General features: G+C 70.9%; 21 protein-coding genes and 1 pseudogene. 12 read left to right on the top strand and 10 right to left on the bottom strand.

Annotated elements, in window-relative coordinates; translation table 11 throughout:
* Entirely contained in the window at positions 1-654 is a 654-nt protein-coding gene (cei, locus tag G6N48_RS10620) for an envelope integrity protein Cei (protein ID WP_085270956.1), read from the bottom strand.
* Between the two features lie 192 nt (positions 655-846).
* Between cei and G6N48_RS10615 the strand changes: the two genes are divergently transcribed.
* Complete coding sequence (locus G6N48_RS10615; protein ID WP_085270955.1) at positions 847-1,149, top strand: DUF4193 domain-containing protein; 303 nt, start codon at positions 847-849, stop codon at positions 1,147-1,149.
* Between the two features lie 12 nt (positions 1,150-1,161).
* On the opposite strand, the gene G6N48_RS10610 is transcribed toward G6N48_RS10615, so the two are convergent.
* The gene (locus G6N48_RS10610) at positions 1,162-1,638 is read right to left on the bottom strand and encodes a DUF3093 domain-containing protein (RefSeq protein ID WP_085270999.1); all 477 of its coding nucleotides are present in this window, start codon (positions 1,636-1,638) and stop codon (positions 1,162-1,164) included.
* A 48-nt stretch (positions 1,639-1,686) separates the two neighbouring features.
* Here G6N48_RS10610 and dut point away from each other — a divergent pair, with 48 nt between their 5' ends.
* Positions 1,687-2,139 (top strand): dUTP diphosphatase, encoded by a 453-nt coding sequence (dut, locus tag G6N48_RS10605; RefSeq protein WP_085270954.1) that lies wholly within the window; start codon positions 1,687-1,689, stop codon positions 2,137-2,139.
* Positions 2,136-2,912: a DUF3710 domain-containing protein gene (locus tag G6N48_RS10600; RefSeq protein WP_085270953.1), complete on the top strand. Its 777-nt coding sequence runs from the start codon at positions 2,136-2,138 to the stop codon at positions 2,910-2,912. Before dut ends, G6N48_RS10600 begins: the two co-directional genes overlap by 4 nt.
* 23 nt (positions 2,913-2,935) lie before the next feature.
* Here G6N48_RS10600 and G6N48_RS10595 read toward each other — a convergent pair whose 3' ends face one another.
* Positions 2,936-3,643, bottom strand: coding sequence for a serine aminopeptidase domain-containing protein (locus G6N48_RS10595; protein WP_085270952.1), 708 nt, complete (start codon positions 3,641-3,643; stop codon positions 2,936-2,938).
* A gap of 134 nt (positions 3,644-3,777) precedes the next feature.
* Between G6N48_RS10595 and G6N48_RS10590 the strand changes: the two genes are divergently transcribed.
* Together G6N48_RS10590 and G6N48_RS10585 are read left to right on the top strand one after the other, a co-directional pair.
* Complete coding sequence (locus G6N48_RS10590) at positions 3,778-4,146, top strand: OB-fold nucleic acid binding domain-containing protein (RefSeq protein ID WP_085270951.1); 369 nt, start codon at positions 3,778-3,780, stop codon at positions 4,144-4,146.
* Between the two features lie 74 nt (positions 4,147-4,220).
* Positions 4,221-4,826: a DUF3159 domain-containing protein gene (locus G6N48_RS10585; RefSeq protein ID WP_276080788.1), complete on the top strand. Its 606-nt coding sequence runs from the start codon at positions 4,221-4,223 to the stop codon at positions 4,824-4,826.
* Between the two features lie 10 nt (positions 4,827-4,836).
* On the opposite strand, the gene G6N48_RS10580 is transcribed toward G6N48_RS10585, so the two are convergent.
* Positions 4,837-5,514 (bottom strand): potassium channel family protein, encoded by a 678-nt coding sequence (locus G6N48_RS10580; protein ID WP_085270949.1) that lies wholly within the window; start codon positions 5,512-5,514, stop codon positions 4,837-4,839.
* 50 nt (positions 5,515-5,564) lie between these two features.
* Positions 5,565-6,248, bottom strand: coding sequence for a potassium channel family protein (locus tag G6N48_RS10575; protein ID WP_139825935.1), 684 nt, complete (start codon positions 6,246-6,248; stop codon positions 5,565-5,567).
* A 130-nt stretch (positions 6,249-6,378) separates the two neighbouring features.
* On the opposite strand from G6N48_RS10575, the gene G6N48_RS10570 reads away from it, so the two are divergent.
* Positions 6,379-8,373: an APC family permease gene (locus tag G6N48_RS10570; RefSeq protein ID WP_085270947.1), complete on the top strand. Its 1,995-nt coding sequence runs from the start codon at positions 6,379-6,381 to the stop codon at positions 8,371-8,373.
* A gap of 50 nt (positions 8,374-8,423) precedes the next feature.
* Positions 8,424-9,608 (top strand): class I SAM-dependent RNA methyltransferase, encoded by a 1,185-nt coding sequence (locus G6N48_RS10565; RefSeq protein WP_139825938.1) that lies wholly within the window; start codon positions 8,424-8,426, stop codon positions 9,606-9,608.
* Here the strand turns inward: G6N48_RS10565 and G6N48_RS10560 are convergent.
* Together G6N48_RS10560 and G6N48_RS10555 are read right to left on the bottom strand one after the other, a co-directional pair.
* Positions 9,593-10,879 (bottom strand): ArsB/NhaD family transporter, encoded by a 1,287-nt coding sequence (locus G6N48_RS10560; protein WP_085270945.1) that lies wholly within the window; start codon positions 10,877-10,879, stop codon positions 9,593-9,595. The two genes, G6N48_RS10565 and G6N48_RS10560, sit on opposite strands and share 16 nt — an antisense overlap.
* A gap of 16 nt (positions 10,880-10,895) precedes the next feature.
* Positions 10,896-11,339 carry a CBS domain-containing protein gene (locus tag G6N48_RS10555; RefSeq protein ID WP_085270944.1) on the bottom strand — a complete coding sequence of 148 codons (444 nt, stop codon included), beginning with the start codon at positions 11,337-11,339 and terminating at the stop codon, positions 10,896-10,898.
* Between the two features lie 179 nt (positions 11,340-11,518).
* Between G6N48_RS10555 and dxs the strand changes: the two genes are divergently transcribed.
* Positions 11,519-13,444 (top strand): 1-deoxy-D-xylulose-5-phosphate synthase, encoded by a 1,926-nt coding sequence (gene dxs, locus G6N48_RS10550; RefSeq protein WP_085270943.1) that lies wholly within the window; start codon positions 11,519-11,521, stop codon positions 13,442-13,444.
* On the opposite strand, the gene G6N48_RS10545 is transcribed toward dxs, so the two are convergent.
* The 3 genes and pseudogenes from G6N48_RS10545 to G6N48_RS10535 form a co-directional block, all read right to left on the bottom strand.
* Positions 13,441-14,751, bottom strand: a complete 1,311-nt coding sequence (locus tag G6N48_RS10545; protein ID WP_085270942.1) for a ribonuclease D — start codon at positions 14,749-14,751, stop codon at positions 13,441-13,443. The genes dxs and G6N48_RS10545 overlap by 4 nt on opposite strands.
* A gap of 1 nt (position 14,752) precedes the next feature.
* A complete protein-coding gene (locus G6N48_RS10540) occupies positions 14,753-15,385 on the bottom strand; it encodes a DUF3000 domain-containing protein (RefSeq protein WP_085270941.1) in 633 nt (210 codons plus the stop codon).
* A 95-nt stretch (positions 15,386-15,480) separates the two neighbouring features.
* Positions 15,481-16,354 (bottom strand): annotated as a pseudogene (locus tag G6N48_RS10535) (enoyl-CoA hydratase/isomerase family protein).
* A gap of 8 nt (positions 16,355-16,362) precedes the next feature.
* On the opposite strand from G6N48_RS10535, the gene hemE reads away from it, so the two are divergent.
* From hemE to G6N48_RS10515, 4 genes are read left to right on the top strand one after another with little or no spacing between them, the layout of a single operon-like run.
* The gene (hemE, locus tag G6N48_RS10530) at positions 16,363-17,436 is read left to right on the top strand and encodes a uroporphyrinogen decarboxylase (protein ID WP_085270939.1); all 1,074 of its coding nucleotides are present in this window, start codon (positions 16,363-16,365) and stop codon (positions 17,434-17,436) included.
* The gene (locus G6N48_RS10525; RefSeq protein ID WP_085270938.1) at positions 17,433-18,782 is read left to right on the top strand and encodes a protoporphyrinogen oxidase; all 1,350 of its coding nucleotides are present in this window, start codon (positions 17,433-17,435) and stop codon (positions 18,780-18,782) included. The genes hemE and G6N48_RS10525 overlap by 4 nt, the downstream gene beginning before the upstream one ends.
* A 5-nt stretch (positions 18,783-18,787) precedes the next feature.
* A complete protein-coding gene (hemQ, locus tag G6N48_RS10520; protein ID WP_085270937.1) occupies positions 18,788-19,483 on the top strand; it encodes a hydrogen peroxide-dependent heme synthase in 696 nt (231 codons plus the stop codon).
* A 16-nt stretch (positions 19,484-19,499) separates the two neighbouring features.
* Positions 19,500-20,249 (top strand): class I SAM-dependent methyltransferase, encoded by a 750-nt coding sequence (locus G6N48_RS10515; RefSeq protein WP_085270936.1) that lies wholly within the window; start codon positions 19,500-19,502, stop codon positions 20,247-20,249.
* The last annotated feature ends 58 nt before the right edge of the window (positions 20,250-20,307 follow it).

Here is a 20,307-nt window from a genome sequence, read left to right as displayed (position 1 = left end):
TCAGCAGCTGCTCGAGTGAATCTTGGCGAGCAGAGCGGGATCCGAGGGTTCGGTGGCGCCGGGACGCAGGCTGGCCAGCACGGCGTCGATGTCGTCGTTGTGGGCCAGTGCGGTGAACTCCGTGCCGATCGCCAGATCGACGGAGTCGTCGGCGCGGTTGTCGTTGAACAGTTCCGAGCACGGCGCCACCAGCCACACCGCGGCGGCGGTGGCTTGTCCGGCCGTGCCGAACCGGATCTGTCCCTGGCAGTTGAGTCGCGTGCCGGCGTAGACGGGGTCGTTGGCGGCGGTGGGCTGGGCGAAACCGAGGTCTTTCATCGCGCCGGCGACGTCGGCGGCCTGCCCGCCGCGGCCGCTGGCGTTGAGGACGCGGACCCTGGTGTCGGCGAGCTTGGCGGGTGTGACGTCCGCCATGACCGTCCGTGACACCTGCTCCCCGAGTTGGGGCGCCGCGGTCGCCCCCGCGGGTTGCGGCGGCGGGTTACACACCACGGCCTCATGGACTTTCGCGGGGCGGGTCAGCGCGACGGTCCACACGACGCCGGTGGCCACCACCAGCAAGGCGAGCACGATGATGGCCGGACGGTGGTTGCGTCGTCGAAATGGCCTACCGTGCTTGTCAAAAGCGGTACCCTCGGTGATTTGTGCGACCACAGGTGCACTCTAGCCGCAGGCTGGACGCACTGTTCAAAGCCGAACACAAGAGAGAAGATTGTGGTGTGGTGCAAATCACATCACAATGGGGCGCGATACGGGCACGAATCGTTTGGTGGATGCGTTCGACGCTGGTACAAAGCGTTGCTTGAGTACCGAGGCATGCAGAGGAAATAGGGCAGGGGAAAAGATATGCCTACCGACTATGACGCTCCACGGCGTACCGAGACCGATGACGTGTCCGAGGACTCGCTCGAGGAGCTCAAGGCGCGACGCAACGAAGCGGCCTCGGCCGTGGTCGACGTAGACGAATCCGAGACCGCCGAATCGTTCGAGCTGCCCGGTGCCGATCTGTCCGGCGAAGAGCTGTCCGTTCGCGTCGTTCCCAAGCAGGCGGACGAGTTCACGTGCTCCAGTTGCTTTTTGGTGCAGCACCGCAGCCGTCTAGCCAGCGAGAAGAACGGCGTGATGATCTGTACCGATTGCGCAGCCTGACCGGATTCGGGGTCAGCTGCGCAATGCCGACAGCACCCGCTCCGGGTGGCGGCAGCTCACCAGCCAGTACGGCGTCGGGTCGTCCGGGTCGTCGAGGACCGTCAGGATCATCGGTCCCACCCAGGCCCGGTGCAGCACGTAGGCGGCCGGGTCGAGCTGACGGCCCAGCGCGGCGGATTTCGCGGAGCGCGCGATGGCTGCCGAGCGGGATATCGCCGTGACCGGCAGGTGCGCGTCGCCGGCCCACAGCTCGACGCCGTCGTCGCCGGAGGTGACCCGTATCTCGATCCGCCCCAGCCACAGCAGCGCCGCGGTCGCGACGGCGAACAGCGCCGCGTACGGTGACCAGGCCGGCCGGAGGGCAAGGCCCATGTTGACCTCGAAGGCGATGAGCCCGGCGAGCGCGAAGGCCGGGGGCCACCACCACCACGGCACCCACAAGCGTTCGCGGTATCGCACGCCGTGCGGCGCGACGCGCGTCTCAGACACGCGGTCAAGGGTAATCTGTGGCCCCGTGTCGACCAGTCTGGCCTTGAAATGAAAATCGTCCGCCTCGATCCCGAACTTCCGCTGCCCAACCGCGCCCACGACGGCGACGCCGGGGTCGATCTCTACAGCGCCGAAGAGGTGGTCCTCGATCCCGGCCGGCGCGCCCTGGTCGGCACGGGCGTCGCGGTCGCGATTCCGCACGGCATGGTCGGCCTGGTGCACCCGCGTTCGGGACTGGCTGCGCGGGTGGGGCTTTCGATCGTCAACAGCCCGGGCACCATCGACGCGGGCTATCGCGGCGAGATCAAGGTCGCGCTGATCAACCTGGACCCGGCCGAGCCCATCAGGGTGCGCCGCGGCGACCGCATCGCCCAGTTGCTGGTGCAGCGGGTCGAGTTGGTCGAGCTGGTCGAGGTGGCGTCGTTCGACGAGGCCGGGCTGGCCAAGACATCCCGTGGCGACGGCGGTCACGGTTCCTCCGGCGGACATGCGAGTTTGTGATGGCATTTGGTAAGCGCTCACGCAAGGACGACGGCACCGCCATGCCCGGCGCGGCCGCCGAAGCGTCCGACGAGGTCGCCGCGGCCCCCGCCGCCGACACGCCGGCCCCCGACGACACCGACGAGCTCGAGGGCCCGTTCGACATCGACGACTTCGACGACCCGGCGGTCGCGGAGCTGGCGCGGCTCGACCTGGGCTCGGTGCTCATCCCCATGCCCGAGGCGGGCCAGCTGCAGGTCGAGCTGACCGAGACCGGGGTTCCCAGCGCGGTGTGGGTCGTCACGGCCAACGGCCGTTTCACCATCGCCGCCTATGCCGCGCCGAAGACCGGCGGGCTGTGGCGCGAGGTGGCCGGCGAGCTGGCCGAGTCGCTGCGCAACGACTCGGCCACGGTCAGCATCAAGGACGGCCCGTGGGGCCGCGAGGTGGTCGGCACCGCCGCCGGGGTGGTGCGTTTCATCGGGGTGGACGGCTACCGCTGGATGATCCGCTGCGTCATCAACGGCACCCAGGAGACGATGGAAGCGCTGGAGCAGGAGGCGCGGACGGCGCTCGCGGACACCGTGGTGCGCCGGGGGGACACCCCCCTTCCGGTGCGCACGCCGCTGGCCGTGCAGTTGCCCGAGCCGATGGCCCAGCAGCTGCGCGAAGCCGCGGCCGCGCAACAGGCCCAGGCGCAGGCGCAGGAGCAGGCGCCCCCCGACGAGCCCGCCGCGCGGCGCAGCGCCGATGGCTCGGCCATGCAGCAGCTGCGCACCACTACCGGCGGCTGAAGGGCGGCTGAAGGGGCGGCTGACTAGAGCTCGGCCAGCTCGGCCAGCGCGGCCAGGCAGGCCGCGCCCAGGGCGGCGGTGTCCGCGCCGAATTCCTCCAGCGTCACCGTCCGAAGGGCCGCGCGCGGCGCGGCGTCCACCCAGTCCATGCCCGCCTGCAGCGGATGGATCGGATCGTCGACCGCGGCCACCACCGCCAGCGGCGCGCCGAGCCGGGCCAGCTCGTCGCGGCTCGGTGCGACGTAGGCCGCCGCCTCGTCCATGGCGTCGGGCAGGTGCGGCCATTGCGCGCGCCACGACCGGGCCAGCTCGTCGGCCAGCCACGGCGGGCTCGACGCCCGCATCATGGCGGTCGCCGCCCCAAGTCCGTGGGCGCGCAATTGTGCCGCCGAGTACCGCGCCGCCAGCGCGGCGGGAGCCTCGCCCGGGGGGCCGGTCCAGGCCGGCAGCGCCGCCAGGACCGCAACCGTGCGGTCGGGGTGGGCCAGCGCCCAGGCCGCCGCCACGGCGGCGCCGATCGAGACACCCCCGACCGCGATCGGCCCGCGGGCCGCGGCGGCATCCAGCGCGGCCCGGTATTCGTCGACCAACCGGTCCGGTCGCGGCGGGGGGGTCACCGGCACCGCGCCGACCGCACGCAACGGCCCGGCGAAGGCCCGGCGAACGTAGTCGTCGTCGGAACCCGTCCCGGGTAGCAACACGGCGGTCACGCCGCGCAGATCCACAGCCACCAGTCGATAGTGCCCGGTGTGTACGGGCGCGCCGACACGAGGTTTGGCCCGGTTGGCGCGTGGGAACCAACAGGTCTACGGTGTCCGTTGGCATAGATGGAAGCGCCGAAGCTTGATCAGCGTCAGGAGTGGCCATGGGGGCCCAGGGTTATTTGCGCCGGCTCAGCCGTCGGTTGACGGAGGATCCGGAGCAACTCGACTCCGAGGAGTTGTCCGACGAGGTCGCCAGTACCGGCGCGCAGCGCGTGGTCGACTGTGAGCGCGGCCAGGAAGTCACGATGGTGGGCACCCTGCGCAGCGTGGAGTGCAACGGCAAGGCCTGCGCGGGCGGCGTCCGCGCCGAGCTGTTCGACGGCAGCGACACCGTCACGCTGGTTTGGCTGGGCCAGCGGCGGATCCCCGGCATCGACTCGGGGCGCACCCTGCGGGTGCGGGGCCGGCTGGGCAAGCTGGAGAACGGCACCAAAGCCATCTACAACCCTCACTACGAAATCCAGCGGTGACCGCCCCGGGCGGCTCGGGAGCCGGCCCGCAGGAGTCGGAGTCACCGGAGCGCGACCTCACCAGCGCCGAGCGCCTGCTGGCCCAGGCCGGGGGCATCAGCGGCGTCGTCTACTCCTCGCTGCCGGTGGTCACCTTCGTGGCGGTGTCCGGTCTGTCCGGCCTGCTGCCCGCGATCGGGGCCGCCGTCGGTGTGGCCGCACTGGTGTTGGTGTGGCGCCTGATCGGGCGGGACTCGGTCCAGCCGGCGTTCTCGGGGTTCGTAGGGGTCGGCATCTGCGCGCTGATCGCGTACCTGGTGGGGCAGTCCAAGGGCTACTTCCTGCTGGGCATCTGGATGTCGCTGGTGTGGGCGGTGGTCTTCGGGATATCGGTGCTTATCCGGCGGCCGCTGGTCGGCTACGGCTGGAGCTGGGCCAGCGGGCGTGACCGGGCCTGGCGCGCCGTGCCCCGTGCGGTCTACGCGTTCGACGTCGCCACGCTCGGCTGGATGCTGGTGTTCGCGGCCAGGTTCACGGTCCAGCGGCTCCTCTACGACGCCGACAAGACCGGCTGGCTGGGCGTGGCGCGCATCGGGATGGGCTGGCCGCTGACCGCCATGGCCGCGCTGCTGACGTATGCGGCGGTCAAGGCCGCCCAGCGCGCGATTTCGGCCGCCGGGGCGCAGACGGCCCGCGACTAGCGACGCACCGCTATCCGGCGGTGCCGTCGGCGGCCGGCAACAGCAGGTTGCGCAGCTCCTCCTCGACTTCGGCGACGGCGACGAACAGCAGCTCGTCGCCGCCCTCGAGGGGCTCGTCGGCCTCCGGGACGATCACCCGCGGGCCGCGCAGGATCGTCACCAGCGCGGCGTCGCGCGGCAGCTGCAGGCGGCGCACCGGCTTGCCGCCCCACGGGGTGTCGTCGGGCAGCGTGATCTCGACGAGGTTGGCCTGCCCGGTGCGAAACTCCATGAGGCGCACCAGGTCTCCGACGGCCACGGCCTCCTCGATCAGCGAGGCCAGCATGCGCGGCGTGGACACGGCCACGTCCACACCCCAGGCGTCGGTGAACAGCCACTCGTTGCGGGGGTCGTTGACCCGGGCCACCACCCGCGGCACCGCGAACTCGGTCTTGGCCAGCAGGCTCAGCACGACGTTGGCTTTGTCGTCGCCGGTGGCGGCCACCACCACGTCGAAGTCCTGCAGGTGCACCGACTCGAGCAGGCTCAGTTCGCATGCGTCGCCCAGGCGCCAGTGCGCGGCGGGAATGGCGTCGACGTCGACGTGGTCGGGGTTGCGTTCGATCAGCGTCACGTCGTGGTCGTTGCCGACGAGTTCGCGGGTAACCGAGCGGCCGACGGCCCCGGCCCCGGCGACGGCTACCTTCATGTGCCTTGCTCCTGCGTGCTGGGGTCTGTCATGGCTGGACTTCCTCGTTGCTAGTGGCCGGGTCCGGAGTCCAGATCCTCGCTGGGCGGCAGGGCGGCGATGGCCGCCGCCTCGGCGGCGCGCCCGGAGATGGCCGCGATGTAGACCTGGTCCCCGGCCTGGATGACGGTCTTGGGTTCGGGCAGCACGCCGGTTCCGAAGCGGATCAGGAAGGCCACCCGCGCGCCGGTGGCCTGCTCCAGCTCGGTGGCGCGGCGCCCCACCCAGTCCTCGTGCAGGTCGACCTCGGCCACCGCGACGGTGCCGGTGGGGTCGCGCCACTTGGCGGTCTCGCTCTCGCGGGTGAGCAGGTTGAACAGGCGGTCGGTGGTCCAGGGGACGGTGGCGATGGTCGGGATGCCCAGGCGTTCGTAGACCTCGGCGCGTTTGGCGTCGTAGATCCGGGCGACGACGCGCTTGACACCGAAGGTCTCGCGCGCCAGCCGTGCCGAGATGATGTTGGAGTTGTCGCCGGATGACACCGCCGCGAACGCGTCGGCCTCCTCGATGCCGGCCCGCAGCAATACGTCGCGGTCGAAGCCCTGGCCCAGCACGCGCTCCCCGCCGAAATCCGGGCTGAGGCGGTTGAAGGCGGTGCTGTCGCGGTCGATCACCGCCACGTCGTGACCGATTCGCGACAGGCCGTCGGCCAGCGACGAGCCCACCCGGCCGCAGCCCATCACAACCACCCGCACGTGAGGTCCTCTCAGCTGCGTCTCGTCTGTGTGACTCTATCGGCAACCAAGGTTGGCCAGCCGATTTCGGTCGGGAACATTCTCGCCTACGAAACGCTATCAAGCGCGGGTGGGCTTACTCTTGGCTCTCGTGTCCAAACTTTCAACCGCCACGCGCCGGTTGCTTATCGGTCGGCCGTTCCGCAGCGACCGGCTGAGTCACACGCTGCTGCCCAAGCGGATCGCCTTGCCCGTGTTCGCCTCCGACGCGCTGTCCTCGGTGGCCTACGCCCCCGAGGAGATCTTCCTGATGCTGTCCGTGGGGGGACTGTCAGCCTACGCGCTGACGCCGTGGATCGGGTTGTCGGTGGCGGCGGTCATGCTGGTGGTGGTGGCCAGCTACCGCCAGAACGTGCACGCCTACCCCTCCGGGGGCGGTGACTACGAGGTGGTCACCACCAATCTGGGTGACACCGCCGGTCTGGTGGTCGCCAGCGCGCTGATGGTGGATTACGTTCTGACCGTTGCGGTTTCGACGGCGTCGGCGATGTCGAACATCGGTTCGGCGGTCCCGGTCGTCGCCCACAACAAGGTGTGGTTCTGCGTGGCCGCCATCCTGCTGGTGATGGCCATGAACCTGCGCGGGGTGCGCGAATCCGGGTTGGCGTTCGCGATCCCCACCTACGCCTTCATCGTCGGCGTGGCCTGCATGATCGCCTGGGGACTCATCCGGATCTTCGTGCTGGACAACCATTTGCAGGCCGAGTCCGCCGGCTTTCACATGAAGGCCGAGAACGGCGGGCTCGCCGGGTTCGCGCTGGCGTTCCTCGTCGCTAGGTCGTTCTCGTCGGGCTGTGCGGCGCTGACCGGTGTGGAGGCGATCAGCAACGGCGTGCCGGCGTTTCAGAAACCCAAGTCGCGCAACGCCGCAACGACTCTTTTGATGCTGGGCGGTATCGCGGTGGCGTTGTTGATGGGCATCATCGTGCTGTCCAAGGCGATCGGCGTCCAGCTGGTCGACGACCCGGCGACCCAACTGGCCGGCGCCCCGGCGAATTACTACCAGAAGACGCTGGTCACCCAGCTGGCCGAAACGGTGTTCGGCAGCTTCCACATCGGGTTCCTGCTCATCACCGCGGTGACCGCGCTCATCCTGGTGCTGGCCGCCAACACCGCCTTCAACGGGTTCCCGGTGCTGGGCTCGATTCTGGCGCAGCACAGTTACCTGCCCCGCCAGCTGCACACCCGCGGGGACCGGCTGGCGTTCTCGAACGGCATCCTGTTCCTCTCGGCGGCCGCGCTGGCGGCGATCATCGCTTTTCGGGCGGAGCTCAGCGCGCTGATCCAGCTGTACATCGTCGGCGTGTTCATCTCGTTCACCCTCAGCCAGATCGGCATGGTGCGGCACTGGACCCGGTTGTTGCGCGTCGAGACCGATCCGCGGCTGCGGCGCAAGATGATGCGCTCGCGGGTGGTCAACACGGTCGGGCTGATCTCCACCGGCACCGTCCTGGTGGTCGTCCTGGTCACCAAGTTCCTCGCCGGTGCGTGGATCGCGTTGTTCGCCATGAGTCTGCTGTTTCTCATCATGAAGCTGATCCACAAGCACTACAACACCGTCAACCGCGAACTGGCCCAGCAGGCCGCCGCCCAGCATGACGTGGTGCTGCCCAGCCGCAACCACGCCGTGGTGCTGGTCTCCAAGCTGCACCTGCCGACGCTGCGCGCGCTGGCCTACGCCCGCGCCACGCGCCCCGATGCGCTCGAGGCCCTCACGGTCAGCGTCGACGACGGGGAAACCCGTGAACTGGTGCACCGCTGGGAGGAAAGCGATATCAGCGTGCCGCTCAAGGTGATTGCCTCGCCGTATCGTGAAATCACCCGCCCCATACTGGATTACGTCAAACGTGTCAGCAAGGACTCGCCGCGTACCGTCGTGACGGTTTTCATCCCGGAGTACGTGGTGGGGCACTGGTGGGAGCAGGTGCTGCACAACCAGAGCGCGCTGCGGCTCAAGGGCCGGTTACTGTTCATGCCCAACGTGATGGTGACTTCCGTTCCCTGGCAGCTGAGTTCGTCGGAGCGGCTGAGCACCCTGCAGCCGCACGCCGCACCCGGCGACGCCCGTCGCGGAATTTTCGATTGACCCCGGAACCCGCGCTCGACCGGCCGCCGGAGTCGTCGACTCCGGCCGAACTGACCCTGCTCACCGGAGATCCGGCGAACGGCGGCAGCTGCGTCGCCCACCATGAGGGCCGGGTGGTGTTCGTCCGCTACGCGCTGCCCGGGGAGCGGGTGCGGGTGCGGGTCACCGCCGATCGCGGATCCTATTGGCACGCAGAGGTCCTCGAGGTGCTCGAGCCGGCGCCGGAGCGCACCGGGTCGCTGTGCCCGATCGCCGGGGTGGACGGCGCCGGCTGCTGCGACCTGGCGTTCGCCACTCCCGAGGCGGCGCGGTCGCTCAAGGCCCGCGTCGTGGCCAACCAGCTGGAGCGGCTGGGCGGATACCGCTGGAGCGGCGAGGCCGAAGCGGTCGCGGACGGCGGGCCGACCGGCTGGCGCACCCGGGTGCGGCTGGACGTGGGCGCGGACCGCCGGCCGGGCTTTCACCGTTATCACAGCGACGATCTGGTGACCGACCTGCGCTGCGCGCAGCTGCCGGCCGGGATGCTCGCCGGGCTGGGCGAGGCCGGCTGGCCGGCCGGTGCGCAATTGCACGTGGTCGTCGACGACGCCGGCGCGCGCCACGTGGTCCGCACCCTGCGGCAGGGCAGGCGCACGGTGACCGACGTGGTGGAGGGTGACTACGAGGCCGTGCAGCGGGTGGGCGCGCGCACGTGGCGGGTTCCGGTCACCGCGTTTTGGCAGGCGCACCGCGGTGCGGCGGGCGTCTACAGCGACCTGGTCGCCGAGTGGGCGCAGCCGCAAGCCGGCATGACCGCGTGGGACCTCTACGGCGGCGCGGGCGTCTTCGCCGCGGCGCTCGGCGAGGCGGTGGGGGAGTCCGGGCGGGTGTTGAGCGTCGACACCTCGCGCGCGTCGACGCGGGCCGCCCGGGCCGCGCTGGCCGACCTGCCGCAGGTGGACGTCGTCACCGACTCGGTGCGCCGGGCGCTGGCCGCGCCGCGGGCCGCTGCCGCCGACGTGGCGGTGCTGGACCCGCCGCGCGCGGGCGCCGGGCGCGAGGTCGTCGACCTGCTGGCCGCCGCCGGCGTGCCCCGGGTGGTCCACATCGGTTGCGAGGCAGCCTCTTTCGCTCGCGATATCGGCCTCTACCTCGGCCACGGCTACACCGTGGCGCAGCTGAGGGTGTTCGACGCCTTCCCGCTGACCCACCACGCCGAGTGCGTCGCGCTGCTGACCCGTCAGGCCATGAGGTAACGCAGCCAGAGGTAGACGGCGGAGAGCACCAGCGAGACCGCCGTTACCACCATGCCCTTGCGGGTGAACTCCCAGAAGGTGATGGGGTTGTCGGAGCGCGCGGCGATGCCCAGGACGACGACGTTGGCGCTGGCGCCGACCGCGGTCAGGTTGCCGCCGAAGTCGGTGCCCAGGGCCAACGCCCACCACAGGACGCCCGGGTTGATGTGGTCGGTCAGGGCCGGGGCCAGGTCGCCGACGATCGGCGCCATGGTCGCGGCGTAGGGGACGTTGTTGACCACGCCGCTGATCACCAGGGACGCCGCCAGGATCACCATGGTCGCGACCACGGTGTTGCCGCCGGTGGCGGTGATCGCCACGTGCGCAAGTTGTTTGACGACGCCCGTCTTCACCAGGGCGCCGACCATGACGAACAGTCCGGCGAAGAACAGCAGCGTGTCCCATTCGACGCTGGACAGGTAGTCGGAGTGCTCCAGCCGGGACAGCACGATCAGGATGCCGGCGCCCAGCAGCGCCACCACCGACGGGTCCATGTGCAGCGCCGAGTGGGCGATGAAGGCCGCGAACACCGCCACCAGCACCACCCCGCACTTGATGAGCAGCCCGGGATCGCGAATGGCTTCCTTTTCCTCCAGCGACATGACGTCGGCGACCCGCTCGGGGTCCACGGTGAACGCCCCGGGGAACAGCCGTGGCAGCATCGCGATCAGGACGGCGATCACGATGACGACGATCGGCGCCAGGTGGATCAGGAAGTCGTTGAAAGTCACGCCGCCCTTGCTGGCGATGATGATGTTGGGCGGGTCGCCGACCAGCGTCGCCGTGCCGCCGATGTTCGAGGCGAACGCCTCGGCCATCAGAAACGGCGCGGCTTTGATCTCCAGGCGTTCGCACACCAGCAGCGTCACCGGGCCCACCAGCAGCACCGTGGTGACGTTGTCCAACAGGGCCGAGGCGACGGCGGTGACCAGGACGAGCAGGATCATCACGCGCAGCGGCGAGCCGCGGGCGCGTTTGGCCGACCAGATGGCCACATACTCGAACACGCCGGTCTGGCGCAGCACGCTGACGATGATCATCATGCCGAACAGCAGGAAGATGACGTCCCAGTCGATGCCGGTGTCGTGTGAGTAGAAGATGTCGTCGGAGGTGATGATCGGCAGCATCACCACGATCGCGGCGCCCGCGAGGGCGACCAGTGTCTTGTTGATGCGGTCGCTGGCGATCAGGACGTAGGCGACCGCGAACACCGCGATCGCGACGACGCTCATCGGCTTCCCGGCCGGATCAATGCTCCAACGCCGCCCCGAGCAGGCGCGATGCGGTCACCACCCCGATCAGCCTGCCCTCCTTGACCACCGCGATCAGGGGGCTGCGCAGCCGCGCCATGAGCGCCGCGACCTCGATGATGGTGTCGTCGGCCTTGGCCGGCGGGATGTCGACCAGATGGTCCGGCAGCACGTCGCGAACCTTCTTGCCGCTCAGCTTCTCCGCGCAGCGGTCGGCCACCGACTCGTTGAGCACACCGGCCAGCGACGGATCGTCCTGCACGTAGCGCGGAAGGATGAACCGGACGACCTGGGAGGCGGGCAGCACCGCGCAGGGATTGCCCCCGGCGTCGGTGACCAGCAGGCCGGGCAACCGGTGCTCGGCGAGCATGCGGGCAGCGTCGAGCGCGTTGGCATCGATGCTGACGACCGGGAATTCTTCGGCGATCTGCTCGGCACGCATACACGGAAGATACGTCTGAAGGCTCACGGCGTGCTCCGGGGTCGGGGACAAACGTGCCGACCAGGCTTCCCGGCTCACCGCGGACTGAGGCTACCAAAGATGGGGCCGCGCCGCGGGCCGCGGGAACTCGGGCGTCTTCGACCGGGGCCCGTCCGGCGGGGCCTGCGTAGACTGTCGGGATGCTGGAACAGATCCGCGGGCCCGCTGATCTGCAGCACCTTTCACAGCAGCAGCTTCGCGAACTGGCCGCCGAGATTCGCGAGTTTCTGATCCACAAGGTTGCTGCCACGGGGGGACACCTGGGGCCCAACCTCGGCGTGGTCGAGCTGACGCTGGCGCTGCACCGCGTCTTCGACTCGCCGCACGACCCGATCATCTTCGACACCGGTCACCAGGCCTACGTCCACAAGATGCTGACCGGGCGCAGCCAGGACTTCGAGAGCCTGCGCAAGAAGGGCGGCCTGTCGGGGTATCCGTCGCGGGCCGAGAGCGAGCACGACTGGGTGGAGTCCAGCCACGCCAGCGCCGCCTTGTCCTATGCCGACGGGCTGGCCAAGGCCTTCGAGTTGACCGGTCACCGCAACCGGCACGTGGTCGCGGTGGTGGGCGACGGGGCGCTCACCGGCGGCATGTGCTGGGAGGCGCTGAACAACATCGCCGCGTCGCGCCGCCCGGTGATCATCGTGGTCAACGACAACGGCCGCAGCTACGCGCCCACCATCGGTGGCGTCGCCGACCACCTGGCCTCGCTGCGGCTGCAGCCGGTCTACGAGCAGGCCCTGGAGCGGGGCCGCGAGGCGCTGCGCGCGATGCCGCTGTTCGGCAAGATCGCCTACCGCTTCATGCACAGCGTCAAGGCGGGCATCAAGGACTCGCTGGCGCCGCAGTTGCTGTTCACCGACCTGGGGCTGAAGTACGTCGGGCCGGTCGACGGCCACGACGAGCGCGCCGTCGAGGGCGCGTTGCGTCACGCCCGCGGCTTCGGCCGCCCGGTGATCGTGCACGTCGTCACCCGCAAGGGCATGGGGTATGCGCCGGCGGAGGACGACGAGGCCGAGCAGATGCATTCGTGCGGCGTGATCGACCCGGTCACCGGCCAGGCCACCAAGATCGCCGGACCGGGGTGGACGGCGACCTTCTCCGATGCGCTGATCGGCTACGCGCGCAAGCGCCGCGACGTGGTGGCGATCACCGCGGCGATGCCGGGCCCCACCGGGCTGACGCCGTTCGGGGAGCGTTTCCCGGACCGCCTGTTCGACGTCGGGATCGCCGAGCAGCACGCGATGACGTCGGCGGCGGGCCTCGCGATGGGCGGCATGCACCCGGTGGTGGCGATCTATTCGACGTTCCTCAACCGGGCCTTCGACCAGATCATGATGGACGTGGCGCTGCACAAGCTGCCCGTCACGATGGTGCTCGACCGGGCCGGAATCACCGGCTCGGACGGCGCCAGCCACAACGGCATGTGGGACCTGTCGATCCTGGGCGTGGTGCCGGGCATGCGGGTGGCCGCGCCCCGCGACGCCGCCCGGCTGCGCGAGGAACTGGGCGAGGCGCTCGACGTCGACGACGGTCCGACGGCGCTGCGTTTCCCCAAAGGTGATGTGGGAGAAGACATTCCGGCGCTGGAACGCCGCGGGTCTGGCGTCTCGGGCGTGGACGTGCTGGCGCTGCCGGCCAGCGGGTCCAGCCACGACGTGCTGCTCATCGGGGTGGGCGCGTTCGCGTCGATGGCGCTGGCGGTGGCCAAGCGGCTGCACAACCAGGGCATCGGCGTGACGGTGATCGACCCGCGCTGGGTGCTGCCGGTGTCCGCCGGCGTCGTGGAGCTGGCGGCCCAGCACAAGCTGGTCGTCACGGTCGAGGACAACGGGGTCAGCGGCGGGGTGGGGTCGGCCGTGTCGGCGGCCCTGCGGCGCGCGGACGTCGACGTGCCGTGCCGCGACGTCGGGCTGCCGCAGGAGTTCTACGCCCACGCCTCGCGCGGTGAGCTGCTGGCCGACCTGGGGCTCACCGACCAGGACATCGCCCGCCGCGTCACCGGTTGGGTGGCCGCGCTGGGCAGCGCCGACTCCGAAGCGGAGATCCGCGAGCACCTGGATTAGCCGGCGTCGGTCCCGGTGTCGACGTCGGTGTCGGCCGGCGGCTGCAACGCCCGCGCCAGTGCGGGCACCACGAGTTGCCGCTGCCAGGGCCGCGCCTGCCCGGCCAACAGGAAGTTCTCGACCGCCTCGACGGGATCCGGCGCGGGCTCCCAGTCCCAGCACAGCCGTCGTACCAGGTCGGGAGACACCATGTTCTCCGTGGGGACCCCGACCCGCGCCGACACCTCGGCCAGCGCCGCCCGCGCCGCCTCGAGCCGGGCGGCCGCCTCGGGCTTTCGCCTGCCCCACCGCGCCGGCGGCGGCGGCCCGTTGGGGGGCTCGGAGTCCTCGGGCAGGTCGTGGTTGCGGCGGGCCGTCTCGAGCGCCTCGAACCACATCGCGGCGCTGCGCCGCTGGTTGCGCCCGCCGAAGACCGGCAGCGCGACGAGGTCCTCGACCGTCTGCGGATCGGTGGTGGCCGCGTCGATGATCGCCGAGTCGGGCAGCACGCGGCGCGGGGCGACGTCGCGGCGCTGGGCGACGCGGTCGCGGGCCAGCCACAGCTCGCGGACGGCGGCCAGCGCCCGCCGGTCGCGGACCCGGTGGATGCCCGAGGTCCGCCGCCAGCGGTCGCGCCGCGCGGCGGCCGTCACCTCCCGGGCTCCGGCAGTGCGCAGATAGTCGAATTCCTGTGCGGCCCAATCTGTTTTGCCCTGCCCGGCCAGCACGTCGGCGACCGCGGCGCGCAGCTCGATGAGCTCCTCGACGTCCAGGGCCGCGTAGTTGAGCCACTCCGCGGGCAGCGGCCGCTTGGACCAGTCGGCCGCGCCGTGGCCCTTGGCGAGTCCGAAACCCAGCAGCCGCTCGACCATGGTCGCCAGGTTGACCCGGTCGAACCCGGCCAGCCGCCCGGCGAGCTCGGTGTCATAGAGCGCGGGCGGCCGCATGCCGACCTCGGCCAGGCACGGCAGGTCCTGGTCGGCGGCGTGCAGGATCCATTCGTCCTCGCCGAGCACCTCGGCGACGGGCCGCAGCGCCACCAGCGGGTCGGCGCCGTGGCTGACCGGGTCGATGAGCACGGTGCCGGCGCCGGCCCGGCGGATCTGGATCAGGTACGCGCGGTTGGAGTAGCGAAAGCCCGAGGCCCGCTCGGCGTCCACGGCGAACGGTCCGCGCCCGCGGCTCAGCATCTGCGCGGCCGCCTCGATCTCGTGGACGCTCACCGAGAGGTCGGGGATGCCTTCGGCCGGACGCAGGAGCGGAGTGGGCTCCGGTTCGGTGTCGTCGGGCGCGGGGCTGCCGGGCCCGGGGGCCGACGGTTCGCCCATTTCAGGCGCGTGACCGCGAACTCAGGTCGGTGACGCCGGAGGGCGGCAGGCCCGCGGCGTGTTCCAGCACCTCGCAGAACGCCTGGACGTGGGCGCCGACGTCGGGGGTGGTCGCGGTCCAGGACGCGCGCAGCTCGAGCTGGTGGGCGCGCGGCGGTCCGGAGATGTCGCCGTAGCGCACCGACGTGGTGGCGGTGACGGTGCCGCCCAGGGCGGTGGTGTTGGCGGCGTGCGACTGCAGCGCGTCGACCAGCCAGCTCCACGCCACCTCTGGCAGCAGCGGGTCGACGGCCTCGCTGGAGTCGAGGTCGGCCTGGATGTAGGCGACCAGGCGCAGGGTGCCGTCCCAGGCGTCGGCGCCCTCCGGGTCGTAGAGCAGGATCAGGCGACCGAACGCGTCGCCCTCGGAGCGCTCGGGGACGATCTCGAGGTCGGGGTGCTTGACCTCGGCGCCCAGCGCGTAACTGTGGGGCGCCAGCCGCTGCGGGGGGCGGATCGGGCCCAGCTCGATCTCCGGCCGCACGGTCACGGCGTTCATCGCCGCGACCGCCTCGCGGAATGGGGCCGGCTCTGCTGAGGTCAAGCGACGCTCCTCGTCCTTGCTTCGCACCGCATCGTCGCAGGTGCGGGTCACAGCGTCAGACGGTAGACCCATCGGCCGACACCCCGAAACAGGCGCGCCGGGCCGCGCGGGCGTCGCGACCAAGCCGTTATAAGCGCTCAACGATACTATCCGCCCAGCTCAGGTGGCGGATCCGCGGTCGAACCGGGCGGGACGCTTCTCGCGGTGCGCGGCCAGGCCTTCCTGGACGTCCGGGCCGCCGAAGCTGAGGAATTCCAGCCCGACCGACGTCTCGAAGGTGGGTCCGAACATCCGATACCAGTGGTTGAGGCTGTGCTTGGTCCAGCGGATCGCGTTCTGCGCGCCCCGGGCCAGGTTCTCGGCGATGCGGGTGGCGGTGGCCAGCACGTCGTCGTCGTCGACGCATGTCGAGACCAGGCCGATGCGCTCGGCCTCTTCGCCGAGCAGCGTCTCGCAGGTCAGCAGGTAGTACTTGGCTTTGGCCATCCCGACCAGCAGCGGCCAGCAGATGGCGGCGTGGTCGCCGGCGGCCACACCCAGCTTGGTGTGGCCGTCGATGAGCCGCGCGGTGCGGCCGGCCACCGAGATGTCGGCGAGCAGGGCCACCACCAGGCCCGCTCCCACGGCCGGCCCGCGGATCGCCGACACGATCGGGGTGTCGCAGTTGATCATGTTGAACACCATGTCGCGGGCCTCGCGCATGATGCGGACCCGGTCCTCGTAGTCGCCGATGGTCTCCGCGATCAGGTCGAAGCTACCGCCGGAGGAGAACGCCTTGCCCTCACCGCGGACCAGCACGGCGCGGACGTCGGGGTCGCGGTCGAGCACCGGCCAGATGTCGGCGAGGTCGCGGTGCATCTGCGGTCCGACCGAGTTCAACCCCGGGGAGTCGAGCACCAGGGTCAGCACGCCGTTGTCGCCGCGTTCGCAGCGCAGGCTCGGGAACTCGTCGTAGCTCACGGGGGGTTGGCGCACCGGCACGGTCGTCGATATTACGCAGGGACACGGTCGTGGCAGCATGGATCCCAATGGATAAGCCTGCGCGCGCTCGCCGTGACCTCCCCGACTCCCCGTACCTGGCCGCCGTTGCCGGCCGCAAACCCCGGCGGGTTCCGGTGTGGTTCATGCGGCAGGCCGGTCGTTCGCTGCCGGAGTACCGGGCGCTGCGGGCCCAGCACAACATGCTGGCGGCGTGCTTCGACGCCGATTTGGTCTGTGAGATCACCATGCAGCCGGTGCGTCGCCACGACGTCGACGCCGCGATCCTGTTCTCCGACATCGTGGTGCCGCTGCTGGGCGCCGGCGTCGACCTGGACATAGTCCCCAACGTGGGTCCGGTCATCGCCGCACCGGTCCGCACCGCGTCCGACGTCGAGGCGATGAAAACCCTTGATTCCCAACGGGTTCAGCCCGTCGCCGACGCCGTGAAGCTGCTGGTGTCCGCGCTCGGCGACGTCCCGCTGATCGGGTTCGCGGGCGCGCCGTTCACGCTGGCTTCCTATCTGATCGAGGGCGGACCCAGCCGCCACCATGCCCGTACCAAGGCGATGATGCTCGCCGAACCGGCCACCTGGCACGCGCTGATGGAGAAGCTCACCGAAATCACCGTCGGCTTCCTGCGGGTCCAGCTCGAGGCCGGAGTGGACGCCATCCAGGTGTTCGACTCGTGGGCGGGCGCGCTGTCGCTGGCCGACTACCACACCTACGTGCAGCCGCACAGCGCCCGGGTGTTCGGCGCGCTGGCCCGGTACGGCGTCCCGATGACCCATTTCGGGGTCGGCACCGCCGAGCTGCTGGGCGCGATGTCGGCCGTGCTCAAGCCGGCGGCGGCCGCGGTGGTCGGCGTGGACTGGCGCACCGGCCTCGCCGACGCCGCCGCCCGGGTGGCGCCCGGCACGGCGTTGCAGGGCAACCTCGATCCGGTGGTCTTGTTCGCGGGCTGGCCGGCGATCGAGCGCGCCGCGCGCGCCGTGGTCGACGACGGGCGCCGCGCCGTCGACGCGGGGGCGGCCGGCCACGTCTTCAATCTCGGGCACGGCGTCCTGCCGGAAACCGACCCGGGTGTGCTGACCGATGTGGTGTCGCTGGTCCACTCGCTATGAGCAGGTCCTTTTGCGTTGTCGGCGGCGGTATTTCGGGACTGACGGCCGCGTACCGGCTCCGCTCGGCATCCGGCGACGCCGACATCACCGTTTTCGAGCCCGCCGGGCGGCTCGGCGGGGTTCTGCGCACCGAGGTCGTCGGCGACCAGCCGATGGACCTTGGCGCCGAGGCGTTCATCCTGCGCCGGCCCGAGGTGCCGGCGCTGCTGACTGAGCTGAATCTGTCTGATCGGCAACGGGTTTCGGCCGGCGCGCGACCGCTTATCTACAGCGGGGACGAGTTGCACCCGCTGCCCACCGGCACGGTGGTCGGGATTCCGTCGGCGGCGGCCCAAATGGCCGGGTTGGTCGACGATGCGACGCTCGCGCGCATCGACGCCGAGCCCGGGCGCCCGCTCGACTGGCGAGCCGGCAGCGATCCGGCGGTGGCCGAGCTGGTGGGCGACCGGTTCGGCGAGCAGGTCGTCGCGCGGTCGGTGGACCCGCTGCTTAGCGGGGTGTATGCGGGCTCGGCGGCGACGATCGGTGTGCGCGCGGCCGCCCCGACGGTGGCCGCGGCCCTGGACCGCGGCGCGGGCAGCCTGACCGACGCGGTGCGCCAGGCGCTGCCGCCGGCCGGGGGAGGCCCGGTGTTCGGCGCGCTCGACGGCGGTTATCGGACCCTGGTCGACGAGCTCGTCGAGCGCAGCCGGCTGCGCTGGGTGCGTGCCGCGGTTCGTCGGCTCGACCGCACCGACGCGGCGTGGGAGCTCACCGACGACACCGGCGCCCGGTGGCTCGCCGACGCGGTGGTGCTCGCTGTGCCGGCCCCGCGGTTCGCCCCGTTGGTCGCCGACGTCGCGCCGCGCAGCGCCGCCGCCGCGAGCCGGGTCAGCAGCGCCTCGTCGGTGGTGGTGGCGCTCGCCGTGCCGGGGGCTACGCCGTTCCCGGATTGTTCCGGCGTGCTGGTGGCCACCGGTGAGCGGCTGCGGGCCAAGGCGATCACGCTGTCCTCGCGCAAATGGGGCGCCGGCGGGGACACGCAGCTGCTGCGGCTGTCGTTCGGGCGTTTCGGTGACGACCTGGCCCGGACCGCCTCCGACGACGAGCTGCTGGCCTGGGCGCGCGCCGACCTGGCGACGGTGTTCGGGCTGGACGTCGAGGTGGTCGACGCGCGCGTGCAGCGCTGGATCGAGGCGATGCCGCAGTACGGGCCGGGGCACGCCGGCCTGGTCGCCGAGGTGCGGGCCGGCCTGCCGCCGACGCTGGGGGTGGCCGGCAGCTACCTCGACGGCATCGGCGTGCCGGCCTGCGTGGGGGCGGCGGGGCGCGCGGTCGAGGCCCTCGGAATGAAGGTGGCACGATAGGTTTCATGGCCAAAATGGACTTCGACGCCCTCAACGCGACGATCCGCTACCTGATGTTCTCGGTGTTCTCCGTGCAACCCGGTGCCCTGGGCGCGGAGCGCGATGCCGTCGTCGACGAGGCGACCCGCTTCTTCAAGCAACAGGAGGAACGCGCAGTGGTGGTGCGCGGCCTCTACGACGTCGCGGGCCTGCGCGCCGATGCCGACTTCATGATCTGGACCCACGCCGAGAAAGTCGAAGCGCTGCAGGCGACTTACGCGGATTTCCGGCGCACCACCGCGCTGGGCCGCGCGTGCTCACCGGTGTGGAGCAGCGTGGCGTTGCACCGGCCCGCCGAGTTCAACAAGAGCCACATCCCGGCGTTCCTGGCCGGCGAGGAGCCGGGCGCCTACATCTGCGTCTACCCGTTCGTGCGGTCCTACGAGTGGTACCTGCTGCCCGACGAGGAGCGCCGCCGGATGCTCGCCGAGCATGGCATGGCCGCGCGCGAGTACAAGGACGTCCGGGCCAACACGGTGCCGGCGTTCGCGCTCGGCGACTACGAGTGGCTGCTCGCGTTCGAGGCCCCCGAATTGCACCGGATCGTCGACCTGATGCGGGAGCTGCGCGCCACCGACGCCCGGCGGCACACCCGTGAGGAGACGCCGTTCTTCACCGGTCCGCGGGTGGGCGTCGAGCAGCTGGTGAATTCGCTGCCATGACAGGAAAGAGGAACGCATGAGCCATCCCGACGTCACCGATCCCGCCCGCTTCGAGGAGATGTACCGCGACGACCGGACGTCGCACGGCCTGCCCGCAGCCACGCCGTGGGACATCGGTGGGCCGCAACCGGTCGTCCAGCGGCTGGTCGCGCTGGGCGCGGTCAAGGGCGAGGTGCTCGACCCGGGCACCGGCCCGGGGCATCACGCGATCTATTACGCCTCCAAGGGCTATTCGGCCACCGGCGTCGACGGGTCGGCCGGCGCCATCGAGCGCGCCCGTGAGAACGCGCGCAACGCCGGGGTGTCAGTCAACTTCGAGCTGGCCGACGCCACCAAGCTGGAGGGCCTCGAAGGCCGGTTCGACACCGTCGTCGACTGCGCCTTCTATCACACGTTCAGCACCGATCCCGAGATGCAGAAGTCGTATGCGCGGGCGCTGCACCGGGCCACCCGACCCGGGGCGCGGCTCTACATGTTCGAGTTCGGCGAGCACGACGTCAACGGCTTCAAGATGATGCGGTCGCTGTCCGAGGACGACTTCCGCAACGTCCTGCCCGACGGCGGCTGGGAGATCACCTACCTGGGGCCGACGACCTACCTGGTCAACATGAGCACCCAGACCATCGAGATGATGGCCGCGCGCAACCCCGACATGGCCGAGCAGTCGCAGGCCCTGCTCGAGCGGTTCCGGGCGATGGAGCCGTGGCTGGAGGGCGGCCGGGTGCACGCGCCGTTCTGGGAAGTGCACGCCACGCGGGTGGACTGACAGGCGGTCGCGCCCCGGCCATCGCTCGGTCACGCCCGCGCGTCGGCACACCACCAAA

This window comes from Mycobacterium parmense, assembly GCF_010730575.1.
Classification (GTDB): domain Bacteria; phylum Actinomycetota; class Actinomycetes; order Mycobacteriales; family Mycobacteriaceae; genus Mycobacterium; species Mycobacterium parmense.
The sequence above is the reverse complement of the archived record's forward strand: the minus strand, read 5'-3'. Positions and strand labels throughout refer to the sequence as shown.

Excerpts from the sequence above, each read along its gene's own strand:
- G6N48_RS10615 (WP_085270955.1), top strand. The coding sequence starts at position 847 with ATGCCTACCGACTATGACGCTCCACGGCGTACCGAGACCGATGACGTG.
- dut (WP_085270954.1), top strand. The coding sequence starts at position 1,687 with ATGAAAATCGTCCGCCTCGATCCCGAACTTCCGCTGCCCAACCGCGCC.
- G6N48_RS10560 (WP_085270945.1), bottom strand. The coding sequence starts at position 10,879 with ATGAGCGTCGTCGCGATCGCGGTGTTCGCGGTCGCCTACGTCCTGATC.
- G6N48_RS10515 (WP_085270936.1), top strand. The coding sequence starts at position 19,500 with ATGAGCCATCCCGACGTCACCGATCCCGCCCGCTTCGAGGAGATGTAC.
- G6N48_RS10580 (WP_085270949.1), bottom strand. The coding sequence starts at position 5,514 with ATGAAGGTAGCCGTCGCCGGGGCCGGGGCCGTCGGCCGCTCGGTTACC.
- hemE (WP_085270939.1), top strand. The coding sequence starts at position 16,363 with ATGGATAAGCCTGCGCGCGCTCGCCGTGACCTCCCCGACTCCCCGTAC.
- dxs (WP_085270943.1), top strand. The coding sequence starts at position 11,519 with ATGCTGGAACAGATCCGCGGGCCCGCTGATCTGCAGCACCTTTCACAG.
- G6N48_RS10545 (WP_085270942.1), bottom strand. The coding sequence starts at position 14,751 with ATGGGCGAACCGTCGGCCCCCGGGCCCGGCAGCCCCGCGCCCGACGAC.
- hemQ (WP_085270937.1), top strand. The coding sequence starts at position 18,788 with ATGGCCAAAATGGACTTCGACGCCCTCAACGCGACGATCCGCTACCTG.
- G6N48_RS10525 (WP_085270938.1), top strand. The coding sequence starts at position 17,433 with ATGAGCAGGTCCTTTTGCGTTGTCGGCGGCGGTATTTCGGGACTGACG.
- G6N48_RS10590 (WP_085270951.1), top strand. The coding sequence starts at position 3,778 with ATGGGGGCCCAGGGTTATTTGCGCCGGCTCAGCCGTCGGTTGACGGAG.
- G6N48_RS10555 (WP_085270944.1), bottom strand. The coding sequence starts at position 11,339 with ATGCGTGCCGAGCAGATCGCCGAAGAATTCCCGGTCGTCAGCATCGAT.